At 70.1% G+C, this 23,383-nt stretch carries 20 protein-coding genes; 8 read left to right on the top strand and 12 right to left on the bottom strand.

Annotated elements, in window-relative coordinates; translation table 11 throughout:
* The 3 genes from mmsA to HMPREF2581_RS00815 all read left to right on the top strand — a co-directional run.
* The coding region (mmsA, locus tag HMPREF2581_RS00825) for a CoA-acylating methylmalonate-semialdehyde dehydrogenase (RefSeq protein WP_070867296.1) at positions 1-1,021 on the top strand (1,021 nt) is incomplete at its 5' end.
* A gap of 15 nt (positions 1,022-1,036) precedes the next feature.
* Complete coding sequence (mmsB, locus tag HMPREF2581_RS00820; RefSeq protein WP_003130016.1) at positions 1,037-1,933, top strand: 3-hydroxyisobutyrate dehydrogenase; 897 nt, start codon at positions 1,037-1,039, stop codon at positions 1,931-1,933.
* 101 nt (positions 1,934-2,034) lie between these two features.
* Positions 2,035-3,921, top strand: coding sequence for a propionyl-CoA synthetase (locus tag HMPREF2581_RS00815; protein WP_003138062.1), 1,887 nt, complete (start codon positions 2,035-2,037; stop codon positions 3,919-3,921).
* A gap of 57 nt (positions 3,922-3,978) precedes the next feature.
* Here HMPREF2581_RS00815 and HMPREF2581_RS00810 read toward each other — a convergent pair whose 3' ends face one another.
* Together HMPREF2581_RS00810 and HMPREF2581_RS00805 are read right to left on the bottom strand one after the other, a co-directional pair.
* A complete protein-coding gene (locus HMPREF2581_RS00810) occupies positions 3,979-4,992 on the bottom strand; it encodes a zinc-binding alcohol dehydrogenase family protein (protein ID WP_003104356.1) in 1,014 nt (337 codons plus the stop codon).
* A 21-nt stretch (positions 4,993-5,013) separates the two neighbouring features.
* Positions 5,014-5,307, bottom strand: coding sequence for a putative quinol monooxygenase (locus tag HMPREF2581_RS00805; protein ID WP_003104358.1), 294 nt, complete (start codon positions 5,305-5,307; stop codon positions 5,014-5,016).
* Between the two features lie 95 nt (positions 5,308-5,402).
* Between HMPREF2581_RS00805 and HMPREF2581_RS00800 the strand changes: the two genes are divergently transcribed.
* The gene (locus HMPREF2581_RS00800) at positions 5,403-6,323 is read left to right on the top strand and encodes a LysR family transcriptional regulator (protein ID WP_003138065.1); all 921 of its coding nucleotides are present in this window, start codon (positions 5,403-5,405) and stop codon (positions 6,321-6,323) included.
* The gene (locus tag HMPREF2581_RS00795; RefSeq protein ID WP_003111769.1) at positions 6,308-6,610 is read left to right on the top strand and encodes a barstar family protein; all 303 of its coding nucleotides are present in this window, start codon (positions 6,308-6,310) and stop codon (positions 6,608-6,610) included. The genes HMPREF2581_RS00800 and HMPREF2581_RS00795 overlap by 16 nt, the downstream gene beginning before the upstream one ends.
* Here the strand turns inward: HMPREF2581_RS00795 and HMPREF2581_RS00790 are convergent, their stop codons facing one another.
* The gene (locus tag HMPREF2581_RS00790; RefSeq protein WP_016254276.1) at positions 6,611-7,390 is read right to left on the bottom strand and encodes a TatD family hydrolase; all 780 of its coding nucleotides are present in this window, start codon (positions 7,388-7,390) and stop codon (positions 6,611-6,613) included.
* Positions 7,391-7,400: 10 nt separating this feature from the next.
* Complete coding sequence (gene cra / locus HMPREF2581_RS00785) at positions 7,401-8,390, bottom strand: catabolite repressor/activator (RefSeq protein ID WP_003104372.1); 990 nt, start codon at positions 8,388-8,390, stop codon at positions 7,401-7,403.
* A 327-nt stretch (positions 8,391-8,717) separates the two neighbouring features.
* Between cra and ptsP the strand changes: the two genes are divergently transcribed.
* The 3 genes from ptsP to HMPREF2581_RS00770 are packed head-to-tail and all read left to right on the top strand — an operon-like array spanning position 8,718 to position 14,291.
* On the top strand, positions 8,718-11,588 hold the full coding sequence (ptsP, locus tag HMPREF2581_RS00780; protein ID WP_003138070.1) for a phosphoenolpyruvate--protein phosphotransferase: 2,871 nt from the start codon (positions 8,718-8,720) through the stop codon (positions 11,586-11,588).
* Positions 11,588-12,532, top strand: a complete 945-nt coding sequence (gene pfkB / locus HMPREF2581_RS00775) for a 1-phosphofructokinase (RefSeq protein WP_003138072.1) — start codon at positions 11,588-11,590, stop codon at positions 12,530-12,532. The genes ptsP and pfkB overlap by 1 nt, the downstream gene beginning before the upstream one ends.
* A 1-nt stretch (position 12,533) precedes the next feature.
* Positions 12,534-14,291, top strand: a complete 1,758-nt coding sequence (locus HMPREF2581_RS00770; protein WP_003107161.1) for a PTS fructose-like transporter subunit IIB — start codon at positions 12,534-12,536, stop codon at positions 14,289-14,291.
* Positions 14,292-14,443: 152 nt separating this feature from the next.
* On the opposite strand, the gene HMPREF2581_RS00765 is transcribed toward HMPREF2581_RS00770, so the two are convergent.
* From HMPREF2581_RS00765 to arnB, 8 genes are read right to left on the bottom strand one after another with little or no spacing between them, the layout of a single operon-like run.
* Positions 14,444-15,838, bottom strand: coding sequence for a UDP-glucose 6-dehydrogenase (locus HMPREF2581_RS00765; RefSeq protein WP_003117510.1), 1,395 nt, complete (start codon positions 15,836-15,838; stop codon positions 14,444-14,446).
* Complete coding sequence (gene arnF / locus HMPREF2581_RS00760) at positions 15,835-16,248, bottom strand: 4-amino-4-deoxy-L-arabinose-phosphoundecaprenol flippase subunit ArnF (protein WP_003138074.1); 414 nt, start codon at positions 16,246-16,248, stop codon at positions 15,835-15,837. The genes HMPREF2581_RS00765 and arnF overlap by 4 nt, the downstream gene beginning before the upstream one ends.
* Positions 16,245-16,592 (bottom strand): EamA family transporter, encoded by a 348-nt coding sequence (locus HMPREF2581_RS00755; RefSeq protein ID WP_003138076.1) that lies wholly within the window; start codon positions 16,590-16,592, stop codon positions 16,245-16,247. The genes arnF and HMPREF2581_RS00755 overlap by 4 nt, the downstream gene beginning before the upstream one ends.
* Complete coding sequence (arnT, locus tag HMPREF2581_RS00750; RefSeq protein WP_003138078.1) at positions 16,589-18,238, bottom strand: lipid IV(A) 4-amino-4-deoxy-L-arabinosyltransferase; 1,650 nt, start codon at positions 18,236-18,238, stop codon at positions 16,589-16,591. Before arnT ends, HMPREF2581_RS00755 begins: the two co-directional genes overlap by 4 nt.
* A complete protein-coding gene (gene arnD / locus HMPREF2581_RS00745) occupies positions 18,235-19,122 on the bottom strand; it encodes a 4-deoxy-4-formamido-L-arabinose-phosphoundecaprenol deformylase (protein WP_003138080.1) in 888 nt (295 codons plus the stop codon). Before arnD ends, arnT begins: the two co-directional genes overlap by 4 nt.
* Positions 19,119-21,107 carry a bifunctional UDP-4-amino-4-deoxy-L-arabinose formyltransferase/UDP-glucuronic acid oxidase ArnA gene (arnA, locus tag HMPREF2581_RS00740; protein ID WP_003092116.1) on the bottom strand — a complete coding sequence of 663 codons (1,989 nt, stop codon included), beginning with the start codon at positions 21,105-21,107 and terminating at the stop codon, positions 19,119-19,121. Before arnA ends, arnD begins: the two co-directional genes overlap by 4 nt.
* Complete coding sequence (gene arnC, locus HMPREF2581_RS00735) at positions 21,104-22,123, bottom strand: undecaprenyl-phosphate 4-deoxy-4-formamido-L-arabinose transferase (RefSeq protein WP_003092115.1); 1,020 nt, start codon at positions 22,121-22,123, stop codon at positions 21,104-21,106. Before arnC ends, arnA begins: the two co-directional genes overlap by 4 nt.
* A complete protein-coding gene (gene arnB / locus HMPREF2581_RS00730) occupies positions 22,120-23,268 on the bottom strand; it encodes a UDP-4-amino-4-deoxy-L-arabinose aminotransferase (RefSeq protein WP_003130049.1) in 1,149 nt (382 codons plus the stop codon). The genes arnC and arnB overlap by 4 nt, the downstream gene beginning before the upstream one ends.
* Positions 23,269-23,383: the final 115 nt, after the last annotated feature.

The raw sequence follows: 23,383 nt of genomic DNA, 5'->3' as shown, positions 1-23,383 counted from the left end.
GTGGATGTTCCCGCTGGCCATCGCCTGCGGCAACGCCTTCATCCTCAAGCCTTCCGAGCAGGTGCCGCTGACCAGCGTGCGGCTCGCCGAGCTGTTCCTCGAGGCCGGTGCGCCGAAGGGCGTGCTGCAGGTGGTGCATGGCGGCAAGGAACAGGTCGACCAGTTGCTCAAGCACCCGCAGGTGAAGGCGGTGTCCTTCGTCGGCTCGGTCGCCGTCGGCCAGTACGTCTACCACACCGGCACCGCGCACAATAAGCGCGTGCAGAGCTTCGCCGGGGCGAAGAACCACATGGTGATCATGCCCGACGCGGACAAGGCACAGGTCATCAGCAACCTGGTCGGTGCCTCGGTGGGCGCGGCCGGGCAGCGCTGCATGGCGATCTCGGTGGCGGTGCTGGTGGGGGCCGCCCGCGAGTGGATTCCGGAAATCCGCGACGCGCTGGCCAAGGTCCGCCCCGGCCCATGGGACGACAGCGGCGCCAGCTACGGCCCGGTGATCAACCCGCAGGCCAAGGCGCGCATCGAGCGTCTGATCGGCCAGGGCGTGGAGGAGGGCGCGCAACTGCTGCTGGATGGCCGCGGCTACAAGGTCGAGGGATACCCGGACGGCAACTGGGTCGGCCCGACGCTGTTCGCCGGGGTGCGCCCGGACATGGCGATCTACCGCGAAGAGGTGTTCGGCCCGGTGCTCTGCCTGGCCGAGGTCGACAGCCTGGAGCAGGCGATCCGCCTGATCAACGAAAGCCCCTACGGCAACGGCACCTCGATCTTCACCAGCTCCGGCGCCGCGGCGCGGACCTTCCAGCACCACATCGAGGTCGGCCAGGTCGGCATCAACATCCCGATTCCGGTACCGCTGCCGTTCTTCTCCTTCACCGGTTGGAAGGGCTCGTTCTACGGCGACCTGCACGCCTACGGCAAGCAGGGCGTGCGCTTCTACACCGAGACCAAGACCGTGACCGCGCGCTGGTTCGACAGCGATAGCGTGGCCGGGACCAACTTCTCGATCCAGATGCGCTGAAAGGGAGACGGACCGATGACCGACATCGCATTCCTCGGCCTGGGCAACATGGGTGGGCCGATGGCCGCCAACCTGCTCAAGGCTGGCCACCGGGTGAATGTCTTCGACTTGCAGCCCAAGGCCGTGCTGAGCCTGGTCGAGCAGGGCGCGCAGGGCGCCGATAGCGCCTTGCAGTGCTGCGAAGGCGCCGAAGTGGTGATCAGCATGCTGCCGGCCGGGCAGCACGTGGAAAGCCTGTATCTCGGCGCCGACGGCCTGCTCGCGCGGGTCGCCGGCAAGCCCCTACTGATCGACTGCTCGACCATTGCCCCGGAGACCGCGCGCAAGGTCGCCGAGGCCGCCGCGGCGAAGGGCCTGACCCTGCTCGACGCGCCGGTTTCCGGCGGCGTCGGCGGCGCCCGCGCCGGCACCCTGAGCTTCATCGTCGGCGGCCCCGCCGAAGGCTTCGCGCGGGCCCGGCCGATCCTCGAGAACATGGGCCGGAACATCTTCCACGCCGGCGATCACGGCGCCGGCCAGGTGGCGAAGATCTGCAACAACATGCTCCTCGGCATCCTCATGGCCGGCACCGCCGAGGCCCTGGCGCTGGGGGTGAAGAACGGCCTCGATCCGGCGGTGCTGTCCGAGGTGATGAAGCAGAGTTCCGGCGGCAACTGGGCGCTGAACCTCTACAACCCCTGGCCCGGGGTGATGCCGCAGGCGCCGGCGAGCAACGGCTATGCCGGCGGTTTCCAGGTGCGCCTGATGAACAAGGACCTCGGCCTGGCGCTGGCCAACGCCCAGGCGGTGCAGGCCTCGACGCCACTCGGCGCGCTGGCGCGCAACCTGTTCAGCTTGCACGCCCAGGCCGATGCCGAGCACGACGGGCTGGACTTCTCCAGCATCCAGAAGCTCTACCGCGGCAAGGACTGACCCCTACGACCAAAGGTTGATGGCGGGTGCCCGGCGCCCGCCCATACTCCAAGGCTCACTCACTGCTTCATCCCTAATAAGAACAATCAGAGGGCTGGAACATGACGTACCTGCAGCAGCACGCCCGCTCGATCGCCGAGCCGGCCGCGTTCTGGGCCGAACAGGCCCGTTCCCTGGCCTGGTACCAGGCGCCCGCGAATATCCTCGAAAGCCTGCCCGACGGCACCCATCGCTGGTTCGCCGATGGCCGCCTGAACAGCGCCTACCTGGCCCTCGACCGGCAGATCGAGGAGGGGCGCGGCGAACAGACCGCGCTGATCTACGACTCGCCGGTGACCGGCACCCAGGACCGCTACAGCTACCTGCGGCTGCGCGACGAAGTGGCGCGCCTGGCCGGCGCCCTGCGGGCCCTCGGGGTCGGCAAGGGCGACCGGGTGATCATCTACATGCCGATGGTGCCGCAGGCGGCCATGGCGATGCTCGCTTGCGCGCGCCTGGGCGCGGTGCATTCGGTGGTGTTCGGTGGCTTCGCTCCCTACGAGCTGGCCCTGCGCATCGACGACGCCACGCCGAAGCTGGTGCTCACCGCTTCCTGCGGGCTGGAGTTCGACCGGGTGATCGAATACAAGCCGCTGGTGGACAAGGCCCTCGAACTGGCGATCCACCAGCCTGCCCACGTCATGGTCTGGCAACGCCCGCAGGCGCTCGCGCGCCTGCACCCGGGCCGCGACCTGGACTGGCAGGACTGCCTCGCCGCCGCCGAGCCGGCCGATCCGCTGCCGGTGGCCAGCGGCGATCCGCTGTACATCATGTACACCTCGGGCACCACCGGTAAGCCCAAGGGCATCGTCCGCGACAACGGTGGCCACGCGGTGGCGGTGCGCTACGCGGTCCGCACTATCTACGGCATGCAGGCCGGCGACGTCTGGTGGGGGATCTCCGACGTCGGCTGGGTGGTCGGCCACTCGCTGATCGTCTACGGCCCGCTGATGTGCGGCTGTACCACAGTGTTCTACGAAGGCAAGCCGGTGCGTACGCCGGACGCCGGCGCCTACTGGCGGGTGATCGAAGAGCACAGGGTGAACAGCCTGTTCTGCGCGCCGACGGCGATCCGCGCGATCCGCAAGGAAGACCCGCATGGCGAACGGGTGAAGCGCTACGACCTAAGTTCGCTGCGCCACCTGTTCCTGGCCGGCGAGAAGCTCGACAGCAGCACCCAGCACTGGCTGGAAGAGCACACCGGGCGGCCGGTCCACGACCATTGGTGGCAGACCGAGACCGGCTGGCCGGTGACCGCGCCCTGCATCGGGATCGCCGGCCACGACCTGCGGGCCGGTTCGACCAACCGCGCGGTGCCCGGCTACCACGTGCAGGTGCTGGACGACGAAGGCCGGCCGCTGGGAGCGAACCGCCAGGGCACGATCGTCATCGCCCTGCCGTTGCCGCCGGGCTGCGCGCAGACCCTCTGGGGCGACCACCCGCGCTACCTGCAGGCCTACCTGGGCAACTATCCCGGCTACTACCACACCGGCGACGGCGGTTATCTCGACGAGGACGGCTTCGTCTACATCATGGGGCGCACCGACGACGTGATAAACGTTTCCGGGCATCGCCTCTCCACCGGCGAGATGGAGGAACGCGTGGCGCAGCACCAGGCGGTTGCCGAGTGCGCGGTGATCGGCGTGCGGGACGAACTCAAGGGCCACGTGCCGCTGGGCCTGGTGGTGCTCAAGGACGATGCCGGGATCGCCGCCGAGCAACTGCAGCGCGAGCTGGTGGCGCTGGTCCGCGAACAGATCGGCGCGCTGGCCTGCTTCCAGCGGGTGGTGGTGGTCAAGCGGCTGCCGAAGACCCGCTCCGGGAAGATCCTCCGCGCGGTGCTGCGCAAGATCGCCGATGGCGAGGATTACGCGGCGCCATCGACCATCGACGACCCGACGATCCTTGGCGAGATCGAGGCTGCGCTGAGGGTGCGCAAGGCGGGATAGCAAAGGCCAGGGGCACGGCGGTAGGGTGGAAAACGCCGCGCCCCGTGGTCCTGCCGTTCAGAACCCTTCGAGAACGATCTTGCCCTTGGCCCGGCCGCTCTCCAGCAGCGCGTGGGCGCGGCGCAGGTTGGCCGCGTCGATGCGGCCGAAATGCTCGCCGACGGTGGTCTTCAACACGCCTTCGTCGATCAGCCCGGCGACCCGCTCCAGCAGCCGGTGCTGCTCGATCATGTCGTCGGTCTGGAACATCGAGCGGGTGTACATGAACTCCCAGTGCAGCGACAGGCTCTTCTGCTTCAGCTTGCCGATGTCCAGCGACGCCGGGTCGTCGATCAGCGCCAGGCGGCCTTGCGGGCGCAGCGCGGCGACGATCTGTTCGAGGTGCTGGTCGGTGTGGGTCAGGCTGGCGACGTGGCTGACCTCGGCGACACCGATCCGCTTCAGCTCTTCGGCCAGCGGCTTGCCGTGGTCGATCACATGGTGCGCGCCGAGGTCGCGGACCCAGGCCTGGGTCTCTGCGCGCGAGGCGGTGCCGATCACGTTCAGGCCGGTCAGTTGCCGGGCCAGTTGGACCAGGATCGAACCGACCCCGCCGGCGGCACCGACCACCAGCAGGCTCTGGCCCTGGTCGGCCTTGCCTTCGGCGATCTGCAAGCGCTCGAAGAGCAGTTCCCAGGCAGTGATGGTGGTCAGCGGCAGGGCCGCGGCCTGGGCGAAGTCGAGGCTTTTCGGCAGGTGCCCGGCAATGCGCTCGTCGACCCGATGCAGCTCGCTGTTGCTACCGGGGCGGGTGATGTCCCCGGCGTACCAGACCCGATCGCCAGGACGGAACAGGCTGACCTCGCTGCCGACCGCGCGCACCACGCCCGCCGCATCCCAGCCCAGCACCTTGGCCTGGCCGGCTTCCGGCTGGGCGCGCTGGCGGACCTTGGTATCCACCGGGTTGACCGAGATGGCGCGGACCTCCACCAGCAGGTCGCGCGGGCCCGGCGTGGGCTCGGGCAGTTCGAGGTCGAGCAGGGCGTCGGGATGGTCGATGGGCAGGGATTGGTAGTAACCGACAGCTTTCATGGGAACTCCGGGAAACGGGCCTCAGGCGAGGCGATAGAGTTGGTCGATCTTCACGTTCTGCAGCAGGGCTTCGTTGCCGCGGCTGAAGCGCAGGAAGTGTTCGGTGTTCTGGTGCCGCTCCAGGGCGGCGTCGTCGCGCCACTGCTCAATCATGTAGAACAGGTGGGAGTCGTGGCGGTCCTGATGCAGGTCGTACTGCAGGCAACCAGCCTCGGCGCGCGACGGGGCGACCAGGGCGCGCAATTCGCGTTCCAGGGCCTCGGCGTGGCCGGGGGCGGCGGTGATGGTGGCGATCAGGGTGAGGGGTGTGCTCATGGTGGGTTCCTTCGATGGGGCGGAGTCAGGATGGGCTATTTCAAATCGCTGAAAAACAGGCTATCAGGGAAGACTCTTTCAAAGGAATCTTGAAAATGCTGCGTTACGACGACCTCCAGGTGTTCGTCCACACCAGCGACAGCGGCTCGTTGTCCGCCGCCGCGCGCCAGTTGGAGATTTCCCCGGCGGTGGCCAGCGCGGCGCTGAAGCGCCTGGAAAGCGAGCTGGAGGTACGCCTGTTCGCCCGCTCCACCCGCAGCCTGCGCCTGACTCCCGAGGGCGACGCGTTCCTCCAGCATGCCCGCGCCTCGTTGCGCAGCCTGGAGGAGGGGCGCCGGTTGCTGCAGGGCGGCAAGGACCAGATCGCCGGGGTGCTGCAGCTTTCCGCGCCCTCCGACTTCGGCCGCAATCTGCTGCTGCCCTGGCTCGACGAGTTCCAGGCGCGCTATCCGCAACTGAGCCTGCGCCTGCTGCTCGGCGACCGGGTGACCGATCTCTACCGGCAACCGGTGGACGTGGCGATCCGCTACGGCGCACCGGCCGACTCCAGCCTGGTCGCCCTGCCGCTGGCGCCGGACAACCGGCGAGTGCTCTGCGCCGCGCCGGGCTACCTGGCGGAGCGCGGCGAGCCGCGCCAGCCGGACGACCTGCGCGAGCACAATTGCCTGCTCTACCAACTCGGCGGCCGGGTACACGACCGCTGGGCGTTCCAGCGGGGCCGCCGCAGCCTGACCCTGACGGTCGCCGGCGACCGGGTCTGCGACGACGCCGACGTGGTGCGGCGCTGGGCCCTGGCCGGCAAGGGACTGGTCTACAAGTCCTGGCTGGACGTGGCCGAGGACGTGCGCGCCGGGCGCCTGCGCCTGCTGCTGCCGGAGTGGCAGGGCGAAGCGACGCCGATGAACCTCTTGTGTACCCACCGCGCCCAGTTGACCCGCCCGGTGACCCTCTTGCGCGCGTTCGTGCGCGAGCGTTGCGACGCATTGCTGGCGGAGGCTCCATGGACGAGGAACTGAACCGGGCGGCGAGCCTGGCCATCGAGCTGGCGGACGTGGACAGCGCCGCGCGCTTGCACGAACGCCTGCGCGAGGCCCTGGCGTTGCCGCCGTGGTACGGATGCAACTGGGATGCCTTCTGGGACGCCATCAGCGGCCTGGTGCCGATGCCCCGGCGATTGCGTCTGCAAGGCTGGAGCGACTTCGCTCGGCGCCTGCCGGAGGAAGCGGCGCAGCTTTCGGCCTGCCTGGAGGCGTTGCGCGAGACGTACCCGCAACTGGCGCCGGAAGTCCTGCGCGACGCTTGATCAGTCCCAGCCGAACAGCTCGGCGGCGTTGCGGCTGCTGCTCGCCGCCAGTTCCTCGGCGTCGACCCCGCGCAGCTCGGCGAGGGCGCGGCAGATGTCCGGCAGGTGCTCCGGACTGTTGCGCTGGCCGGGATACATCGAGGGCGCCATGTCCGGCGCATCGGTTTCCAGCACGATGGCGTCGGCCGGCAGCTCCGCCGCCACCTTGCGCAGGCGGTTGGCCTGCGGCCAGGTCGGCGCGCCGCCGAGGCCGAGGCGGAAGCCGAGCTTGAGGTACTCGCGGGCTTCCTCGCGGCTGCCGGCGAAGGCATGGATGATGCCACGGCGCTCCAGGCGGATGCGCTTGAGGGTGGCGATGGTCGCCGCGTGGGCACGGCGCACGTGGATCAGCGCCGGCAGGCGGAATTCCGCGGCCAGCCGCAGTTGGGCCTCGAACAGCGCCTGCTGGGCGTCGCGGTCGAGGTGTTCCAGGTAGTAGTCCAGGCCGATCTCGCCGACCGCGCAGAGCTTCGTCTCGCCGCGCAGGCGTTGCAGCCACTGGCGCAGGTCGTCCAGGTGCTGCGGGCGGTGCCGCGCCAGGTAGACGGGGTGCAGGCCGAGCGCCGCGTACAGGCCATCCTCGGCCTGCGCCAGGTCCCAGACCCGTTGCCAGTTCTCGCGGTAGACGCCGAGCACCACCTGGCGCTCGACCCCCAGCGCGCGGCTGCGTTGCAGCAGCGCGGCGCGGTCGGCGTCGAAGTCCGGGAAGTCGAGGTGGTTGTGGGTGTCGACCAGGCGCATGGCGGCCGGCTCAGTCGCGCAGCTTGAGTTGCCGGGGGACGGCGTGCAGGCCCGGCCGGTAGTCGTTCTCCTCGACCGCGCGGAGCGCCAGTTCGAGGGCGTTGGCGGCGATCAGCGCGTGCTGCTGGTAGATCGAGTTGACCTTCAGCGGCACGAAGTCGAGCAACTGGGTGTCGCCGAAGGTCGCCACCCGCAAGCCTTCGGGCCAACCGTCGGCGCGCGCCTGGAACACATCGAAGACGCCTTCGAGGAGTACATAGGCAGTGGTCACCAGGGCGTCGGGCAGGTAGCCCAGGCGCTCGAGCAATTGCTCCATCAGGCGGCGTCCGCACTCGCGGCTGAACACCTCGGCATGCTCGACGATGACCTCGCCGCGGAAGTCCTTCAGCGCCTGGCGGAAGCCGGCGGCGCGGTCGTGGCTGATGATCAGGTCCGCCCGCGCGCCGAGCAGGGCGATATGGCGCGGCGCCGGTTGCAACAGGGTTTCGGTGAGGCGGCGCGCGGCGTCCTGGTCGTCGCTGATCACCGAGGCGAAGCGCTGCGGGTCGAGCTGGCGGTCGATGGCCACCACCGGCAGGCCTTCGGCGACCAGCCGGGCATGGGTATCATCCCCGGCCGGCAGGCAACTGGCGACGATCAGCGCGTCGCAGCGGCGCGCGCGGAACAGGTTGACCACCTGGCGCTCGGTCTCCGGCTCGTCGTCGGAGCAGGCGATCAGCAACTGGTAGCCGCGCGCCCGGGCGCCTTGTTCGAGTTGCTTGGCGAGGCGGGCGTAGCTGGGGTTTTCCAGGTCCGGGAGGATGAAGCCGAGGGTGCGGGTCTGCCCGCGGCGCAGGCCGGCGGCCTGCTGGTCCGGCTGGTAGCCGTGTTCCTCGACCACGGCAAGCACGCGCTCGACGGTGGCGGCGCTGATGCGCCGCTGGGCGGCCTTGCCATTGATGACGTAGCTGGCGGTGGTCACCGAGACCCCGGCCAGGCGGGCGATATCACTGAGTTTCAAACCGATCTCTACTGGAGGCGACGACAAGTTGGGCTTCAAGGATCAATCATTATCGGGTAACGTGCCAATTTAATTAAGTGAATCGATTCAGCAAAAGATTCCGGCGAAGCCGGCGCCCCCTGCCCCAGGCTGCCTCGCGCAGCCCGAACGCGGCGCCGCCTGCGCTATGGCAGGTCAATGACAACAAGCGGATCACCGCCCCAGGCTGTACGGAAGGCTCCCGCGAGCCGCTTTCCGCTACCGCCGGCACATCCCGCGCCCGCGCCTCGGCGCGGCGGGACGATCCGGACGTGAGACGGGGAGCCGTTCGCTCCTGAGGAGGTTTCCATGCTCGAACTCGATACCCGGCAGATCCGCATGGGCCAGCGCGCCGCGGACAAGGCCGAAGCCCTGCGCCTGCTCGGCGCGGCGCTGGTCGCCGACGGCCTGGCCGCGCCCGGCTATGCCGAGGGCCTGAAGGCGCGCGAGGCACAAGGCTCCACCTACCTCGGCCAGGGCATCGCCATACCCCATGGGACCCCGGATACCCGCGAGCTGGTCTTCAGCACCGGTGTGCGCCTGCTGCAATTCCCCGAGGGAGTGGACTGGGGCGATGGCCAGCAGGTCTACCTGGCCATCGGCATCGCGGCGAAGTCCGACGAACACCTGCAGCTCCTGCAATTGCTCACCCGCGCCCTCGGCGAGGCCGACCTGGGACCGGCGCTGAGCGCGGCCGCCAGCGCCGAGGAAGTCCTCGGCCTGTTGCAGGGCGCGCCGCAGGAACTGGCGCTGGACGCACAACTGGTCGGCCTCGGCCAGAACGCCGAGGACCTCGACGAACTGGCCTGGCTCGGCGCGCGCCTGTTGAAGAAGGCCGGCTGCGTGGAGAACGGCTTCGCCGCCGTGCTCCAGCAGACCGAACCGTTGCCGCTGGGCGACGGGCTGTGCTGGTTGCACAGCGAACAATTGGTGAAGCGCCCCGGGCTGGCCTTCGTTACTCCGGCGCAACCGTTGCAGCACCAGGGGCAACCGGTCACCGGGCTGTTCTGCCTGGCCAGCCTGGGCGAAGCGCACCAGGCGCTGCTCGAACGCCTGTGCGACCTGTTGCTGGAAGGGCGTGGCGCCGAGCTGGTGCGCGCCACCAGCAGCCGCAGCGTACTCGCGGCGCTCGGTGGCGAGCTGCCGCCGGACTGGCCCAGCGCGCGAGCGGTCCTGGCCAACCCGCATGGCCTGCATGCCCGCCCGGCCCAGGCGCTGGCGCAGCTGGCCAAGGGCTTCGCCGGCGAGATCCGGGTACGCCTGGCCGACAGCGAGGCGGCCCCCGTCTCGGCGAAGAGCCTGAGCAAGCTGCTCGCCCTCGGCGCGCGACGCGGCCAGACGCTGGAGTTCAGCGCCGAGCCGGCGATCGCCGAGGACGCGCTGCCAGCCTTGCTGGCCGCGGTGCGCGAGGGGCTCGGCGAGGAGGTCGAAGCGCTGGCGGAGGAGGCCTTGCCCGATGCCGTCGGCGAGGCGGAAGAGGATGCCCGGCCGGCGCCGCTGCGCGCCGGCGAGCGCCTGCAGGCGATCGCCGCGTCGCCGGGCATCGCCAGTGGTCCGGCGCATGTCCAGGTGGCGCAGCGCTTCGAGTTCCAGCCGCGTGGCGAGTCGCCGGCCCATGAACGCGAGCGCCTGCTGCGGGCCAAGCGGGCGGTGGACGAGGAGATCGTCGGCCTGGTCGAACGCAGCACGGTGAAGGCGATCCGCGAGATTTTCGTCACCCACCGGGAGATGCTCGACGATCCGGAACTGGCCGAGCAGGTGCAACTGCGCCTGAATCGCGGCGAAAGCGCCGAAGCGGCCTGGAGTCGGGTAGTGGAAGACAGCGCGGCGCAGCAGGAGGCGCTGCACGACACCTTGCTCGCCGAGCGCGCCGCCGACCTCCGCGACCTCGGCCGGCGGGTGCTGGCCAGGCTCTGCGGGGTGGAGGCGCCGCGCGAGCCGGAGCAGCCGTACATCCTGGTGATGGACGAGGTCGGCCCCTCCGATGTCGCCCGCCTCGACGCCCAGCGGGTCGCCGGCATCCTCACGGCGCGCGGCGGCGCCACTTCGCACAGCGCGATCATCGCCCGCGCCCTCGGCATTCCGGCATTGGTCGGCGCCGGCGCGGCGGTGCTCGGCCTGGAGCCGGGCACGGCACTGCTGCTGGATGGCGAACACGGCTGGCTGCAGGTGGCGCCGAGCACCGAACAGTTGCAGCAGGCCGCCGCCGAGCGCGACGCCCGCCAGCAGCGCCAGGCCCGCGCCGACGCGCAGCGTCTGGAGCCTGCGCGGACCCGCGACGGCCACGCGGTGGAAGTCTGCGCCAACCTTGGCGACACCGCCGGCGCCGCGCGCGCGGTGGAGCTGGGCGCCGAGGGCGTTGGCCTGCTGCGCACCGAGTTCGTCTTCATGAACAACGCCCGCGCGCCGGACCTGGCGACCCAGGAAGCGGAATACCGTCGGGTGCTCGACGCCCTCGACGGACGTCCGCTGGTGGCGCGGACCCTGGATGTCGGCGGGGACAAGCCGCTGCCGTACTGGCCGATTTCCCACGAAGAGAATCCCTATCTGGGCCTGCGCGGTATCCGCTTGACCCTGCAGCGACCGCAGATCCTCGAGACCCAGTTGCGCGCGCTGTTCCGCGCCGCCGGGGAGCGACCGCTGCGGGTGATGTTTCCGATGGTCGGCAGCCTCGACGAATGGCGCCAGGCGCGTGACCTGGCGCTGCGCCTGCGCGAGGAAATCCCGCTGGCCGACCTGCAACTGGGGATCATGGTTGAGGTGCCCTCGGCGGCGTTGCTCGCGCCGGTGCTGGCCCGCGAGGTGGATTTCTTCAGCGTCGGCACCAACGACCTGACCCAGTACACCCTGGCCATCGATCGCGGCCACCCGAGTCTTTCGGCCCAGGCCGACGGCCTGCATCCGGCGGTGCTGCAACTGATCGACATGACCGTCCGCGCCGCCCATGCCGAGGGCAAGTGGGTCGGCGTCTGCGGCGAACTGGCGGCCGACCCGCTGGCGTTGCCGCTGCTGGTCGGCCTGGGAGTGGACGAGCTGAGCGTCTCGGCGCGCAGCATCGCCCTGGTCAAGGCCGGCGTGCGCGAACTGCAGCTGGTCGCTGCGCGCGGCCTGGCCCGCAAAGCCCTGGGCCTGGCGAGCGCCGCCGAGGTCCGGGCCCTGGTGGAAGCGGAGGTGCAGTAATGGCGCGGATCCTGACGATTACCCTGAATCCGGCGCTGGACCTCACCGTGCGCCTGCGCCAGCTGGAACTGGGGGCGGTTAACCGCAGCGAGGCGGTGCTGACCCAGGCCGCCGGCAAGGGCCTGAACGTCGCCCAGGTGCTTGCCGACCTCGGCCATCGGTTGACGGTCAGCGGCTTCCTCGGCGAAGACAACCAGCCGCCGTTCACCGCCATGTTCCAGCGTCGTGGCTTCGCCGATGCGTTCGTCCGGGTGCCGGGCGAAACCCGCAGCAACATCAAGCTGGCCGAGCGCGGCGGGCGCGTCAGCGACCTCAACGGGCCGGGCCCGGAGGCCGACGAGCGAGCCCAGGCGGCGTTGCTCGAACGCCTCGACCGGCTTGCCGGGGAGCACGAGCTGGCGGTGGTCGCCGGCAGCCTGCCGCGCGGGGTCGAGCCGGAATGGCTGGGCGAACTGCTGCGGCGCTTGCGGCGCCTCGGCCTGAAGGTCGCCTTCGACAGCAGCGGCGCGGCCCTGCGCGAAGGTGTGAAGGCTGCGCCGTGGATGATCAAGCCGAACGTCGAGGAACTGGCCGACCTCTGCTCGGCGCCGATGGATGACCTGGCCGCACAGCGCCAGGCGGCCGAACGCCTGCGCCATGACGGGGTAGGCCAGGTGGTGATTTCCCAGGGCGCCGCGGGGGTCAACTGGTTCGCCGCCGAGGGTGCCTGGCAGGCGCGGCCGCCGGCGGTGGACGTGGCCAGCACGGTGGGCGCCGGCGATTCCCTGCTGGCCGGCATGCTGCACGGCCTGGCCAGCGGCTGGCCGGCCGAGCGGGTGCTGCGTCAGGCCACCGCCATCGCCAGCCTGGCGGTGACCCAGTTCGAGTTCGGCATCGGCGATCCGCAGCGCCTGGCGCGGATCGAAGCGGGCGTCGTGGTGCAGCCATTGGTCGAGGAGGCCTGAGATGAAACTAGCGATCGTCACCGCCTGCCCTGGCGGACAGGTCACCAGCGTGCTCGCCGCGCGCCTGCTGCGGGGCGCCGCCGAGCGCCTGGGCTGGGAAACCTGCGTCGAGGCGAATGCCGGGTCGAGGCCCGAGGGCGAACTGAGCGCCGAACAGATCGCCGAAGCCGACTGGGTCCTGCTGGTCGGCGTCGAGCCGCTGGCGGCGGCGCGTTTCGTCGGCAAGCCGGTGTATCGCGCGCGTCCCGCCGAGGCGCTGGCCGATCCGCGCGCCTTCCTCCAGCGGGCCGCCGCCCTGGCGAGTGTGGAGGTCGCCGGGGACGAGGCCGGCCTGGTTGCGCCGGAGGCCGGAGCGGCACCGCGGATCGTCGCGGTGACCGCCTGTCCGACCGGCGTGGCGCATACCTTCATGGCCGCCGAGGCGTTGCAGCTCGCGGCGGGGCAACTGGGCTTCGCGTTGCAGGTCGAGACCCAGGGCTCGGTCGGCGCGCGCAACCCGCTCGACCCGGCGGACATCGCCGCCGCCGACGTGGTCCTGCTGGCCGCCGACATCGACGTGGACACGGCCCGTTTCGCCGGCAAGAAGATCTACCGTTGCGGCACCGGCGTGGCCCTCAAGCAGGCCCGCGCGACGCTCGAGCGGGCGCTGGCGGAAGGGCAGGTCGAGAGCGCGGGCGCAGCCAGCGCGGTGGTCGCCAGGGACGAGAAGCGCGGGGTGTACAAGCACCTGCTGACCGGGGTGTCGTTCATGTTGCCGATGGTGGTCGCGGGCGGCCTGCTGATCGCCCTGTCGCTGGCCTTCGGCATCGATGCCTACAAGCAGCCGGGCAGCCTGGCGGCGGTGCTGAGGACGGTCGGCGACACGGCTTTCGTCCTGATGGTGCCGATGCTCGCCGGCTACATCGCCTATTCCATCGCCGACCGCCCGGGCCTGGCGCCGGGCATGCTCGGCGGCCTGCTCGCCGGGACCCTCGGCGCCGGGTTCATCGGCGGGATAGTCGCCGGCTTCATCGCCGGCTATGCGGCGCGGGCCATCAGCCACGGGCTGAGGCTGCCGGCGAGCCTGGAAGCGCTGAAGCCGATCCTGGTCATCCCGTTGCTGGCCAGCCTGGTCACCGGCCTGCTGATGCTCTACGTGGTCGGCAAGCCGGTGGCCGGGATGCTCGCGGCACTGACCGGGTTCCTCGACGGCATGGGTACCTCCAATGCCATCCTCCTCGGCCTGCTGCTCGGCGGGATGATGTGCGTCGACCTCGGCGGACCGGTCAACAAGGCCGCCTACGCCTTTTCCGTCGGCCTGCTCTCGTCGCACAGCTACGCGCCGATGGCGGCGGTGATGGCGGCGGGCATGGTGCCGCCGATCGGCATGGGCCTGGCGACCCTGCTGGCGCGGCGCAAGTTCGCCGAGAGCGAGCGGCAGGCCGGCAAGGCAGCCTCGGTGCTGGGGCTGTGCTTCATCTCCGAAGGCGCGATCCCGTTCGCCGCCAAGGACCCGTTGCGGGTGATCCCGGCGAGCATCGCCGGCGGCGCGCTGACCGGCGCCCTGTCGATGTATTTCGGCTGCAAGTTGCAGGCGCCTCACGGCGGGTTGTTCGTGATGCTGGTGCCCAACGCGATCAACCACGCCCTGGCGTACCTGCTGGCGATCGTCGCCGGCAGCCTGCTTACCGGGCTGCTCTACGCCGTGCTCAAGCGCGGCGCCGAGCCGGGACTGGCGTTGGGGACCTCGTCCTCGCGGGAGCCGGCGGCTGGCGGATAGCCGCGAGGCGGTCATGCGCCCTACGCCACCTGAGCGACGTGGCAGGGGGTAGGGCGAATAACGCCGCAGGCGTTATCCGCCGATACTCCGGCGAACCGGCGGATAACCGCAGCGGTTATTCGCCCCAGCGGTCGATCCGACCTGGGGCGGCCTCAGGCCTGGCGCAACAGGCGCACGCCATCTTCCTGTGCGAGGCTGGCCTCGTTGATCGGCAACGAGCAGGACTGCCCGCGTCCCATCGGGTAGTAGTGGAAGCCGTGGCGGGCCATGCGCTCGGGGTCGTAGAGGTTGCGCCCGTCGAAGATCACCGGGGCCTTCAGGCGCTCCTTGAGCAGCTCGAAATCCGGTGCCTTGAATTGCTGCCACTCGGTGCAGATGACCAGCGCATCGGCGCCTCCCAGGGTCGCCTCGGGGGTGCCCATCAGGCTCAGGCGTTCGTCGTGGCCATAGAGCCGCTGGGTTTCCTGCATGGCTTCGGGATCGTAGGCGCGCACCTGCGCGCCGTGGCGCCAGAGCGCTTCCATCAGTTCGCGGCTGGGCGCGTCGCGCATGTCGTCGGTGTTCGGCTTGAAGGCCAGGCCCCAAAGGGCGAAGGTCTTGCCGCGCAGGTCGCCGTCGTAGAACACCCGGATGCGTTCGAACAGCTTGTGCTTCTGCCGCCGGTTGATCGCTTCCACTGCCTGCAACAGGTCGCTGGAGCAATGCGCCTGCTCGGCGCTGTGGATCAGCGCGCGCATGTCCTTGGGGAAGCAGGAGCCGCCGTAGCCGCAGCCGGGGTAGATGAAGTGGTAGCCGATCCGCGGGTCGGCGCCGATGCCCTGGCGCACCGCCTCGATGTCGGCGCCGAGGTGTTCGGCCAGTTCGGCGATCTGGTTGATGAAGCTGATCTTGGTCGCCAGCATGCCGTTCGCCGCGTACTTGGTCAGTTCGGCGCTGCGCAGGCCCATGAACAGCATGCGGTCGTGGTTGCGGTTGAACGGCTCGTAGAGTTCGCGCATCACCTGGCGCACCTCTTCGTTGTCGCAGCCGACCACGATGCGGTCCGGGCGCCGGCAGTCGGCGACGGCGGAGCCTTCCTTGAGGAATTCCGGGTTGGAGACGATCTCGAATTCCAGCTCGCGTCCGTCGGCTTCCAGGCGCCGCTCGATGTGCGCGCGCAGGCGGTCGCCGGTGCCTACCGGGACGGTCGATTTCTCCACCACGATGACGGGCTTGCGGCGATGCTCGGCGATGGCATCGGCCACCGCGAAGACCGCGCCGAGATCGGCCGCGCCGTCCTCGCCAGGCGGGGTACCGACCGCGATGAACTGCACCCGGCCGTGTTCCACGGCGAGGCGCGCATCGCTGCTGAAACGCAGGCGGCCGCTGTCCAGGCCTTCGCGCAGCAAGGCGTCGAGCCCGGGTTCGTAGATGCTGGCGAGGCCCTGCGCGAGGCGTTCGACCTTGTTCCGGTCGATGTCCATGCACAGTACATCGTGGCCCACTTCGGCGAGGACGGCGGCCTGCACCAGTCCTACATAGCCACTGCCGAATACGCTGATCTTCATGGTGCTTTCCTCGACGGATGATGCGCGGGCGCGGCAGCGGTGCGGCGGGCGTTGACGGTCAACACGCCGAGCACCACCAGGCCTACGCCCAGGGTCTTGCTGGTACTGAAGGTTTCATCGAACGCCGGCAGGCTCGCCGCCAGCAGGTAGACCAGCGCGTAGCTGGCGCTCAACAGGCTGTAGGCGCGGCCCAGCGGCAAGTGGCGCAGGGCGGCCAGCCAGCACAGCAGGGAGGCGGCGTAGGCCGTCACCGCCAGGGCTACCGCGAGCAGCGCGGCGCGCTCCGGCGTTTGCCCGGCCCAGGCTTCCGGTAGCGGCAGGCGGCTCATGCCCCAGCGCATGCCGAGCTGGGCGGCGCTGGCCAGCAGCATGCTGCCCAGCGCCGCCAGCCAGCCGCGTAGCGCGTTCATGCGCTCCTCCCGAGCAGGACCACGCCGGCGACGATCAGCAACAGGCCGGCGAGGTGGCGGCGATCCACCGGCTCATCGAAGACGAAGCGTGCCGCCAGGGTGACCAGGACGAAGTTCAGCGCCAGCATCGGATAGGCGCTGCCGACTTCCACCCGTTGCAGGAGCAGCAGCCAGCAGAGCAGGCCGAGCCCGAGGGCGAGCAGCGCCAGCCACGGCCACGGACTGCGCAGGCGCGCCGTCCAGCCGTCGGCGGCGACCAGGCGCCAGTGCTCCACGGTGAGCTTCTGCGCAACCTGGCCGAGGCCGGTCATGAGCAGGGTGGCGAGCAGCAGCGCGGCGCTCATGGGCGCACCTGCGGCAGGATCGCCAGGACCAGGTTGCCGTTCCGGTAGCGTTCGCCGTCGCCCGGCAACAGCGCCAGCTGGTAGCGGTCGCTGGCGCTGTTGATCCGCAGCAGCACGGCAACCGAGCCGTCCTGGCGTGCCCGCCAGAGCCACTGGCGGATGTCTGCCAAGGGCACGCTGCGCTGGCTGTGCTCGGGGTAGGAGAGGCCGTACTTCAGCTCGCCGCGCGTGTCGTAGAGCGTCACGTCGCTACGACGCAGGCGCCAGGCGAGGGCCGAGGCGGCGCCGAGGTCGTTGCTCAGCAGATGGCGGGCGCCGGTCAGTTCGTCGAGGTGTTCGGCGACGAACAGGTCGGGGGTCTTGTTCTGCACCACATGGTTGGGCATCGCTGCCGGCAGCAGCGCGATCAGCACCCAGCTCGCCAGCAGCGGCGCGGCCCAGGCGCGTAGCGGGTAGCGCCACTGGGCGAGGCCGGCGGCGGCCCAGGCGCCGATCACCAGCAGGACCAGGAACAGCTCGAAGGGTTCTTCCTGGTACACCGGCTTGCGCAGTTGCAGGTAGGCCAGGGCCGCCAGCGCGAGGAGCGCCAGGCCCAGGTTGAGCAGCCCGTTGCCGCGCAGCGCGACGCTGTTCCCCAGGCGCAGCCGCTGCACCAGGGCGTGGCCCATGAGCAGTGCCAGCGGCAGCAGGCAGGGCATGATGTAGGTCGGCAGCTTGCCCCGGCTCAGGCTGAAGAACGCCAGCGGCAACAGCAGCCATAGCGCCAGGAAGACCACCGGCGCCTGGCGCCGCTCGTGCCAGGCCTGGCGCAGAGCGCTCGGCAGCAGGCCGCTCCAGGGCAGGCAGGCGACCACCAGCAACGGCAGGTAGAACCACCACGGGCGAGAGTGCTGGGCGTCTTCGCCGGCGAAGCGGCGGATGTGTTCGTGCCAGAAGAAGAACCGCCAGTAGTCCGCTTCCCGCGCATGCACGGCGAGCGCCCAGGGCAGGCAGACGAGCAGCGCCGCCAGCACCGCCAGCGCGCCGTAGCCAAGCAGCTCGCGCCAGCGCCGCTGCCAGAGCATGTAGGGCAGGGCGACCAGCACCGGCAGCAGCCAGGCGAGGAAGCCCTTGGTCAGGAAGCCCATGCCGCAGGCGAGGCCGAGCAGGATCCAGCCGAGCAGGCGCGCGCGGCGGCTCCCCGCGTCGAGGGCGTACCACAGCGCCACCAGGCTCAGGTTGACCCAGAAGGTGAATTGCGGGTCGAGGTTGGCATAGCCGGACTGCCCGGCGATCAAGCCGAAGCTGGCGTAGAGCAGCGCGCACGCCAGGCTGGTGCGCGGGTCGCGCCACAGGCGGCGGGCCAGCAGGTAGGCGAGCAGGACGCTGAGGGCGGTGGCGACGACCGAGGCGATGCGCACGCCGAACAGGTTTTCGCCGAAGACCGCCTGGCCGAGGGCGATCATCCAGTAGCCGGCGACCGGCTTCTCGAAGTAGCGCAGGCCGAGGAAGTGCGGCGACACCCAGTCGCCGCCCAGCAGCATCGCCTGGCTGATCTGCGCGTAGCGGGTCTCGTCGGGAATCCACAGGCCATGGTTGCTCAATGGAACCAGGTAGAACAGGCCGAAGGCGATCAGCAGCAGCGACCAGGTCTGGCGGCGGCTCATGGCTGGCGCACTCCCAGCCAGCCCTCGCGGCCGGCCAGGCGGCCGCGCACCAGTTCGGCCAGCGGCAGGCTGCGCGGATCGTCCGGCAGCAGTTCGCCCAACGGGCGGAAGCGGATGCCACGCCGTTCGGCGCGCCGCAGCAGTTCGCGGAACGCCGGGGCGAGGAGCAGCCCCTCGACCTCGGCGTGGATGGTGTAGACGTTGTCGCGGCCAGCGGCGAAGCGTTCCAGGATGAAGTCGTTGTAGGCCTCGCGCGGCAGGCCGGGACCGACCACCTCGTCGAAGGTCGGCAGGTTCACCGGCACCTGCGGGATGCCGGGGCTGCCGTCGGCCAGGCGCGGGCGGAACGCGCCGCGTCCGCGGCAGTCGCTGTTGTAGCGGAAGCCGAAGGGCTGCTTGGCCTCGACCACCCGGCCATCGGCGCGCCAGCCGGCGGCGGCGGAACAACGCACCGGCTGGCCGAGGATGTCCGCCAGGCAATCGCTGCCGCGGCGGATCTGCTCGCCGAGCTGCTGCGCGCTCCAGACGCCGACGTGGGTCTGCCAGGCATGGTGGTCCCAGGCGTGCAGGCCGACCTCGTGGCCGGCGGCCTGGGTCCGCCGCATCAGCGGGCCGAGTTCGCGGCCGATCGGCTTGCCCGGCCAGGCGGTGCCGGCCAGCAGGATGTCCCAGCCATACAGGCTGGCGGCGCGCGAGCGGAGCATCTTCCAGAAGAACGCCGGGCGCGCCAGGCGCCAGAGGTGGCGGCCCATGTTGTCCGGGCCGACGCTGAAGAAGAAGGTCGCCTTCAGCCCGGCTTCGTCGAGCAGGTCGAGCAGCCGCGGCACCCCGTCGCGGGTGCCGCGGAAGGTGTCGACGTCGATGCGCAGGCCGGCCTGGATCACGCCTGTGCCTCGCGCTCGCGGAGCGCTTCGTGGAGGAAGAAGTCGAGGGTCTTGCCGATGGTCTCGCGCAGTTCGATGGTGGGCTGCCAGTCGAGCAGGCGCCGGGCGTTGTCGATGCTCGGCTTGCGGTGGGCCACGTCCTGGTAGCCGTCGCCGTAGAAGCTGCGGCTCTCCACCTCGCGGAAGCCGGCGAAGGGCGGGAACTGCGCGCGCAGCGGGTGGGCCTCGAACTGGCGCAGCAGTTCCTCGCCGAGCTGGCGGATGCTCGCCTCGTTGTCCGGGTTGCCGATGTTGACGATCTGCCCGTCGCAGCGGCCGTCGCGGTTGTCGATGATCCGCGCGAGGGCCTCGATGCCGTCGTCGACGTCGGTGAAGCAGCGCTTCTGCGCGCCGCCGTCGACCAGGCGGATCGGCGTGCCTTCGACCAGGTGCAGGATGAGCTGGGTGATCGCCCGCGAGCTGCCGATCCGCGCCGAATCCAGGCGGTCCAGGCGCGGGCCCATCCAGTTGAACGGACGGAACAGGGTGAAGCGCAGGCCCTGCTGGCCGTAGGCCCAGATCACCCGGTCGAGCAACTGCTTGGACACCGAGTAGATCCAGCGCTGCTTGTTGATCGGCCCGACCACCAGATTCGAGCGGTCTTCGTCGAAGTCCGGGTCCTGGCACATGCCGTAGACCTCGGAGGTGGAAGGGAACACCACGCGTTTGCCGTATTTCACGCAGTAGCGGACGATCCGCAGGTTTTCCTCGAAGTCCAGTTCGAACACCCGCAGCGGGTTGCGCGTGTACTCGATGGGCGTGGCGATGGCCACCAGCGGCAGGACCACGTCGCATTTCTTCACATGGTATTCGAGCCACTCCGAATGGATGCCGATGTCGCCTTCGACGAAGTGGAAATGCGGGTCGGCCTTGAGCCGTTCGATGGCGTCGGAGCCGATGTCCATGCCGTGGACCTCGTAGCGCCCGTCGCGCAGCAGGCGTTCGGACAGGTGGTTGCCGATGAAGCCGTTGACCCCGAGGATCAGCACCCGCGTGCGGCGCTGCGGGCCGGACGCCGCGCCACGCAGGCGCGCGCCCTCGACCAGGCCCAGCTCGGTGGCCAGTTGCGTGCCGGCCAGGTACAGGCCGCGCTCGCCGCGCTGGCCGAAGCGCAGCACCAGCGAGTCCTCGCCGCAGGCGATCCGCAGCGGGTCGCAGGACAGTACGCTGCCCGGCTCGCGACCGTGGTTGCCGGCGACCACCTCGGCGCTCCAGACGATCAGCTTCTGTTCGCCGACCTGGCAGAAGGCGCCAGGGTAGGGCTGGGTCACCGCGCGCACCAGGTCGTACAACTGCCGTGCCGGCCTGTGCCAGTCGAGCAGGCCGTCCGCCGGGGTGCGCCGGCCGAAGTGGCTGGCCTGGCTCTCGTCCTGCTCGACTTCCGGCAGCACGCCGAGGGCGAGCAGCGGCAGGCTGTCGCGCAGCAGGGCGCCGGCGGCCTTGCGCAGCTTGCCGTGCAGGCTCAGGGCGGTGTCCTCGGGGTCGATGGCGACGGCCTGCTGGGCGAGGATCGGCCCGGCGTCGGCGCGCTCGATCATGCGATGCAGGGTCACCCCGGTCTGCGTTTCGCCGTTGACCAGCACCCAGTTCGCCGGGGCGCGTCCGCGGTAGCGCGGCAGCAGCGAACCGTGCAGGTTGTAGGCGCCGCGTGCGGCGCAGGCGAGCAGCTCGGCGCCGAGCAGGCGGCGGTAGTAGAAGGAGAACAGGAAGTCCGGGCGCAGTTGGCGGATGCGCTCCAGCCACAGCGGATGGTTCACGTCCTCGGGCGCGTGCAGCGGAATGCCGCGCTCGGCACAGAGGCGTGCGACCGAGGCGTAGAAGGTGTTTTCCCGTGGGTCGTCGGCATGGGTGAAGACGGCGGCGATCTCGTAGCCGGCATTGAGCAGGGCTTCGATACCGGTGCAACCGATGTCGTGGTAGGCGAAGACGACGGCTTTCGAGGTCATGGCGTGGAAGGCTCGCTGGATGAAGAGGTGAAACCGACCCGCTGTAGGGCCGAGGGAAGCGCGGAGGGCGTGGCGCGGACCACGCGCTCGATGAAGAAGCGCGGCCGCGCGCGCACGTCGCTGTACATGCGCCCGAGGTACTCGCCGAGCAGGCCCATGCCGAGCAACTGCACGCCGCTGAACATGAACAGCACGGCGAACAGCACGAACAGGCCGTTGCCGGCCCAGGCGGCGCCGAAGGCCAGGCGCAGCACGAGGAGGAACAGGGCGAAGAGGAAGCCGGCCAGGGCCATGCCGCCGCCGACCAGGCTGAGCAGGCGCAGCGGCGTGGTGGTCATGCAGGTGACCAGGTCGAACATCAGGTTGAGCAGGCGCATCGCGCTGTATTTCGATTCGCCGTGGGCGCGCTCGGCGTGGGCGACGCGGATCTCGCAGGTATGCCGGGCGAAGCCGTTGGCCAGGATCGGGATGAAGGTACTGCGTTCGCGGCAGGCCAGCATCGCTTCGACGATGCTGCGCCGGTAGGCGCGCAGCATGCAGCCGTAGTCGTGCATGGCGACCCCGGTGGAGCGCTGCACCGCCAGGTTCACCAGGCGCGAAGGCCAGCGCCGCCAGGCCGAGTCCTGGCGCTCGGCGCGGATGCTGCCGACCACGTCGTAGCCCTGCGCGGCGCGCTCCACCAGGCGCGGGATTTCCTCCGGCGGGTTCTGCAGGTCGGCATCGAGGGTGATCACCAGGTCTCCACGGGACTGTTCGAAGCCGGCGAGGATCGCCGCGTGCTGGCCGTAGTTGCGGTTGAGGATCACCGCCACCACGGCGCTGCCGTCGCGTTCGGCGGCGGCCTGCAAGAGTTCCGCGGAGCGGTCGCGGCTGCCGTCGTCGACCAGCACGATCTCGAAGGCGCGGCCCAGCTCCAGGCAGGCGGCCTCGGTGCGGCGCAGCAGTTCGGGCAGGCTGGCTTCCTCGTTGTAGACCGGGATCACCACCGAGACCAGGTCGATCGGATAGGGCTTCATCGACGTTTCTCCAGGATGTCCTCGATGGCGCGGGCGACGCGCTCGATGTCGTCGTCGCGCATGTCGGGGAACAGCGGGATGGAGCACAGGCGGGCCGAGTTCCACTCGCTGTTGGGCAGGCTCAGGCGCGGCTGGCGCTGGCGGTAGTAGTGGTGCAGGTGACTGGCGATGAAATGGATGCCGCTACCGATGCCGCGCGCCTTCAGGGCTTCCATGAAGGCGTCGCGGCCCAGGCCGCAGGCCTCGGCGTCGATGCGCAGGATGAACAGGTGCCAGGCGTGGCGCTGCTTGTGCGCGGGCAGGCCGAGCGGCGCCAGCGGCAGGCCGGCGAGGCGCTCCAGGTAGCGTTCGGCGAGGGCCTGGCGGCGCGCGTTGAGCGCGTCCAGGCGCTTGAGCTGGACCAGCGCGAGGGCGGCGTTGAGGTCGGCCAGGTTGTATTTGAAACCGGGCTCGATCACTTCCGCCTGCGGCTTGCGTCCATGGCTCAGGCGGTCGTAGGCATCGACCCCGAGGCCGTGGAACTTGAGGCGGCGGACCCGTTCGGCGAGGGCGCTGTCGTCGCTGACGAACATCGCGCCTTCGGCGCAGGTCAGGTTCTTGATCGCGTGGAAGGAAAAGATCGCCGTGCCGCGGGAGCCTACCGGGCGCCCGCGGTATTCGCTGCCGACCGCGTGGGCGGCGTCCTCGACCAGGGCGATGCCGTGGCGCCCGGCGACCGTGCGCAGGCCTTCGAGATCCAGGGTGGAGCCGGCGTAGTGCACCGGCACGATGGCGCGGGTGCGCGGGCCGATGGCGGCTTCCACTGCCTGCGCCGAACACATCAGGGTGTCGCGGTCGACGTCGACGAACACCGGGGTGGCGCCGAGCAGGGTGATGACGTTGGCGGTGGAGACCCAGGTCAGCGACGGCGTGATCACTTCGTCGCCGGGGCCGATGCCCAGCGCCAGCAGGGTGACGTGCAGGGCGCCGGTGGCCGAGGATAGCGCCACCGCGTGGCGGCAGCCGAGGCGTTCGGCGAAGCGCTGTTCAAGCTCCTGGTTCTTCGGCCCGGTGGTGATCCAGCCGGAACGCAGGACCTGCTCCACGGCGGCGATTTCGTCCTCGCCGATGCTTGGCCGGGAGAATGGCAGAAAGTCCAGTGACATGTAATGAAGCCTCGGTACTGGGAGGGCGGTACGAAGAGGTTATTTATATGTCGCTGAATGCTGCCTGAACGTTTGTTAAGACTCGCTTAACAACGGCTGAATGAAGACTGAACGA

The sequence above is a fragment of the Pseudomonas sp. HMSC057H01 genome (assembly GCF_001836405.1).
In the GTDB taxonomy this organism is placed as follows: domain Bacteria; phylum Pseudomonadota; class Gammaproteobacteria; order Pseudomonadales; family Pseudomonadaceae; genus Pseudomonas; species Pseudomonas aeruginosa.
Note: the sequence above shows the minus strand (reverse complement) of the source record. Positions and strands in the feature narration are given on the sequence as shown.

Excerpts from the sequence above, each read along its gene's own strand:
- HMPREF2581_RS00800 (WP_003138065.1), top strand. The coding sequence starts at position 5,403 with ATGCTGCGTTACGACGACCTCCAGGTGTTCGTCCACACCAGCGACAGC.
- HMPREF2581_RS00815 (WP_003138062.1), top strand. The coding sequence starts at position 2,035 with ATGACGTACCTGCAGCAGCACGCCCGCTCGATCGCCGAGCCGGCCGCG.
- arnC (WP_003092115.1), bottom strand. The coding sequence starts at position 22,123 with ATGAAGCCCTATCCGATCGACCTGGTCTCGGTGGTGATCCCGGTCTAC.
- arnB (WP_003130049.1), bottom strand. The coding sequence starts at position 23,268 with ATGTCACTGGACTTTCTGCCATTCTCCCGGCCAAGCATCGGCGAGGAC.
- HMPREF2581_RS00765 (WP_003117510.1), bottom strand. The coding sequence starts at position 15,838 with ATGAAGATCAGCGTATTCGGCAGTGGCTATGTAGGACTGGTGCAGGCC.
- HMPREF2581_RS00770 (WP_003107161.1), top strand. The coding sequence starts at position 12,534 with ATGAAACTAGCGATCGTCACCGCCTGCCCTGGCGGACAGGTCACCAGC.
- arnA (WP_003092116.1), bottom strand. The coding sequence starts at position 21,107 with ATGACCTCGAAAGCCGTCGTCTTCGCCTACCACGACATCGGTTGCACC.
- arnT (WP_003138078.1), bottom strand. The coding sequence starts at position 18,238 with ATGAGCCGCCGCCAGACCTGGTCGCTGCTGCTGATCGCCTTCGGCCTG.
- HMPREF2581_RS00795 (WP_003111769.1), top strand. The coding sequence starts at position 6,308 with ATGGACGAGGAACTGAACCGGGCGGCGAGCCTGGCCATCGAGCTGGCG.
- HMPREF2581_RS00805 (WP_003104358.1), bottom strand. The coding sequence starts at position 5,307 with ATGAGCACACCCCTCACCCTGATCGCCACCATCACCGCCGCCCCCGGC.
- mmsB (WP_003130016.1), top strand. The coding sequence starts at position 1,037 with ATGACCGACATCGCATTCCTCGGCCTGGGCAACATGGGTGGGCCGATG.
- pfkB (WP_003138072.1), top strand. The coding sequence starts at position 11,588 with ATGGCGCGGATCCTGACGATTACCCTGAATCCGGCGCTGGACCTCACC.
- HMPREF2581_RS00810 (WP_003104356.1), bottom strand. The coding sequence starts at position 4,992 with ATGAAAGCTGTCGGTTACTACCAATCCCTGCCCATCGACCATCCCGAC.
- ptsP (WP_003138070.1), top strand. The coding sequence starts at position 8,718 with ATGCTCGAACTCGATACCCGGCAGATCCGCATGGGCCAGCGCGCCGCG.
- arnF (WP_003138074.1), bottom strand. The coding sequence starts at position 16,248 with ATGAACGCGCTACGCGGCTGGCTGGCGGCGCTGGGCAGCATGCTGCTG.
- HMPREF2581_RS00755 (WP_003138076.1), bottom strand. The coding sequence starts at position 16,592 with ATGAGCGCCGCGCTGCTGCTCGCCACCCTGCTCATGACCGGCCTCGGC.
- HMPREF2581_RS00790 (WP_016254276.1), bottom strand. The coding sequence starts at position 7,390 with ATGCGCCTGGTCGACACCCACAACCACCTCGACTTCCCGGACTTCGAC.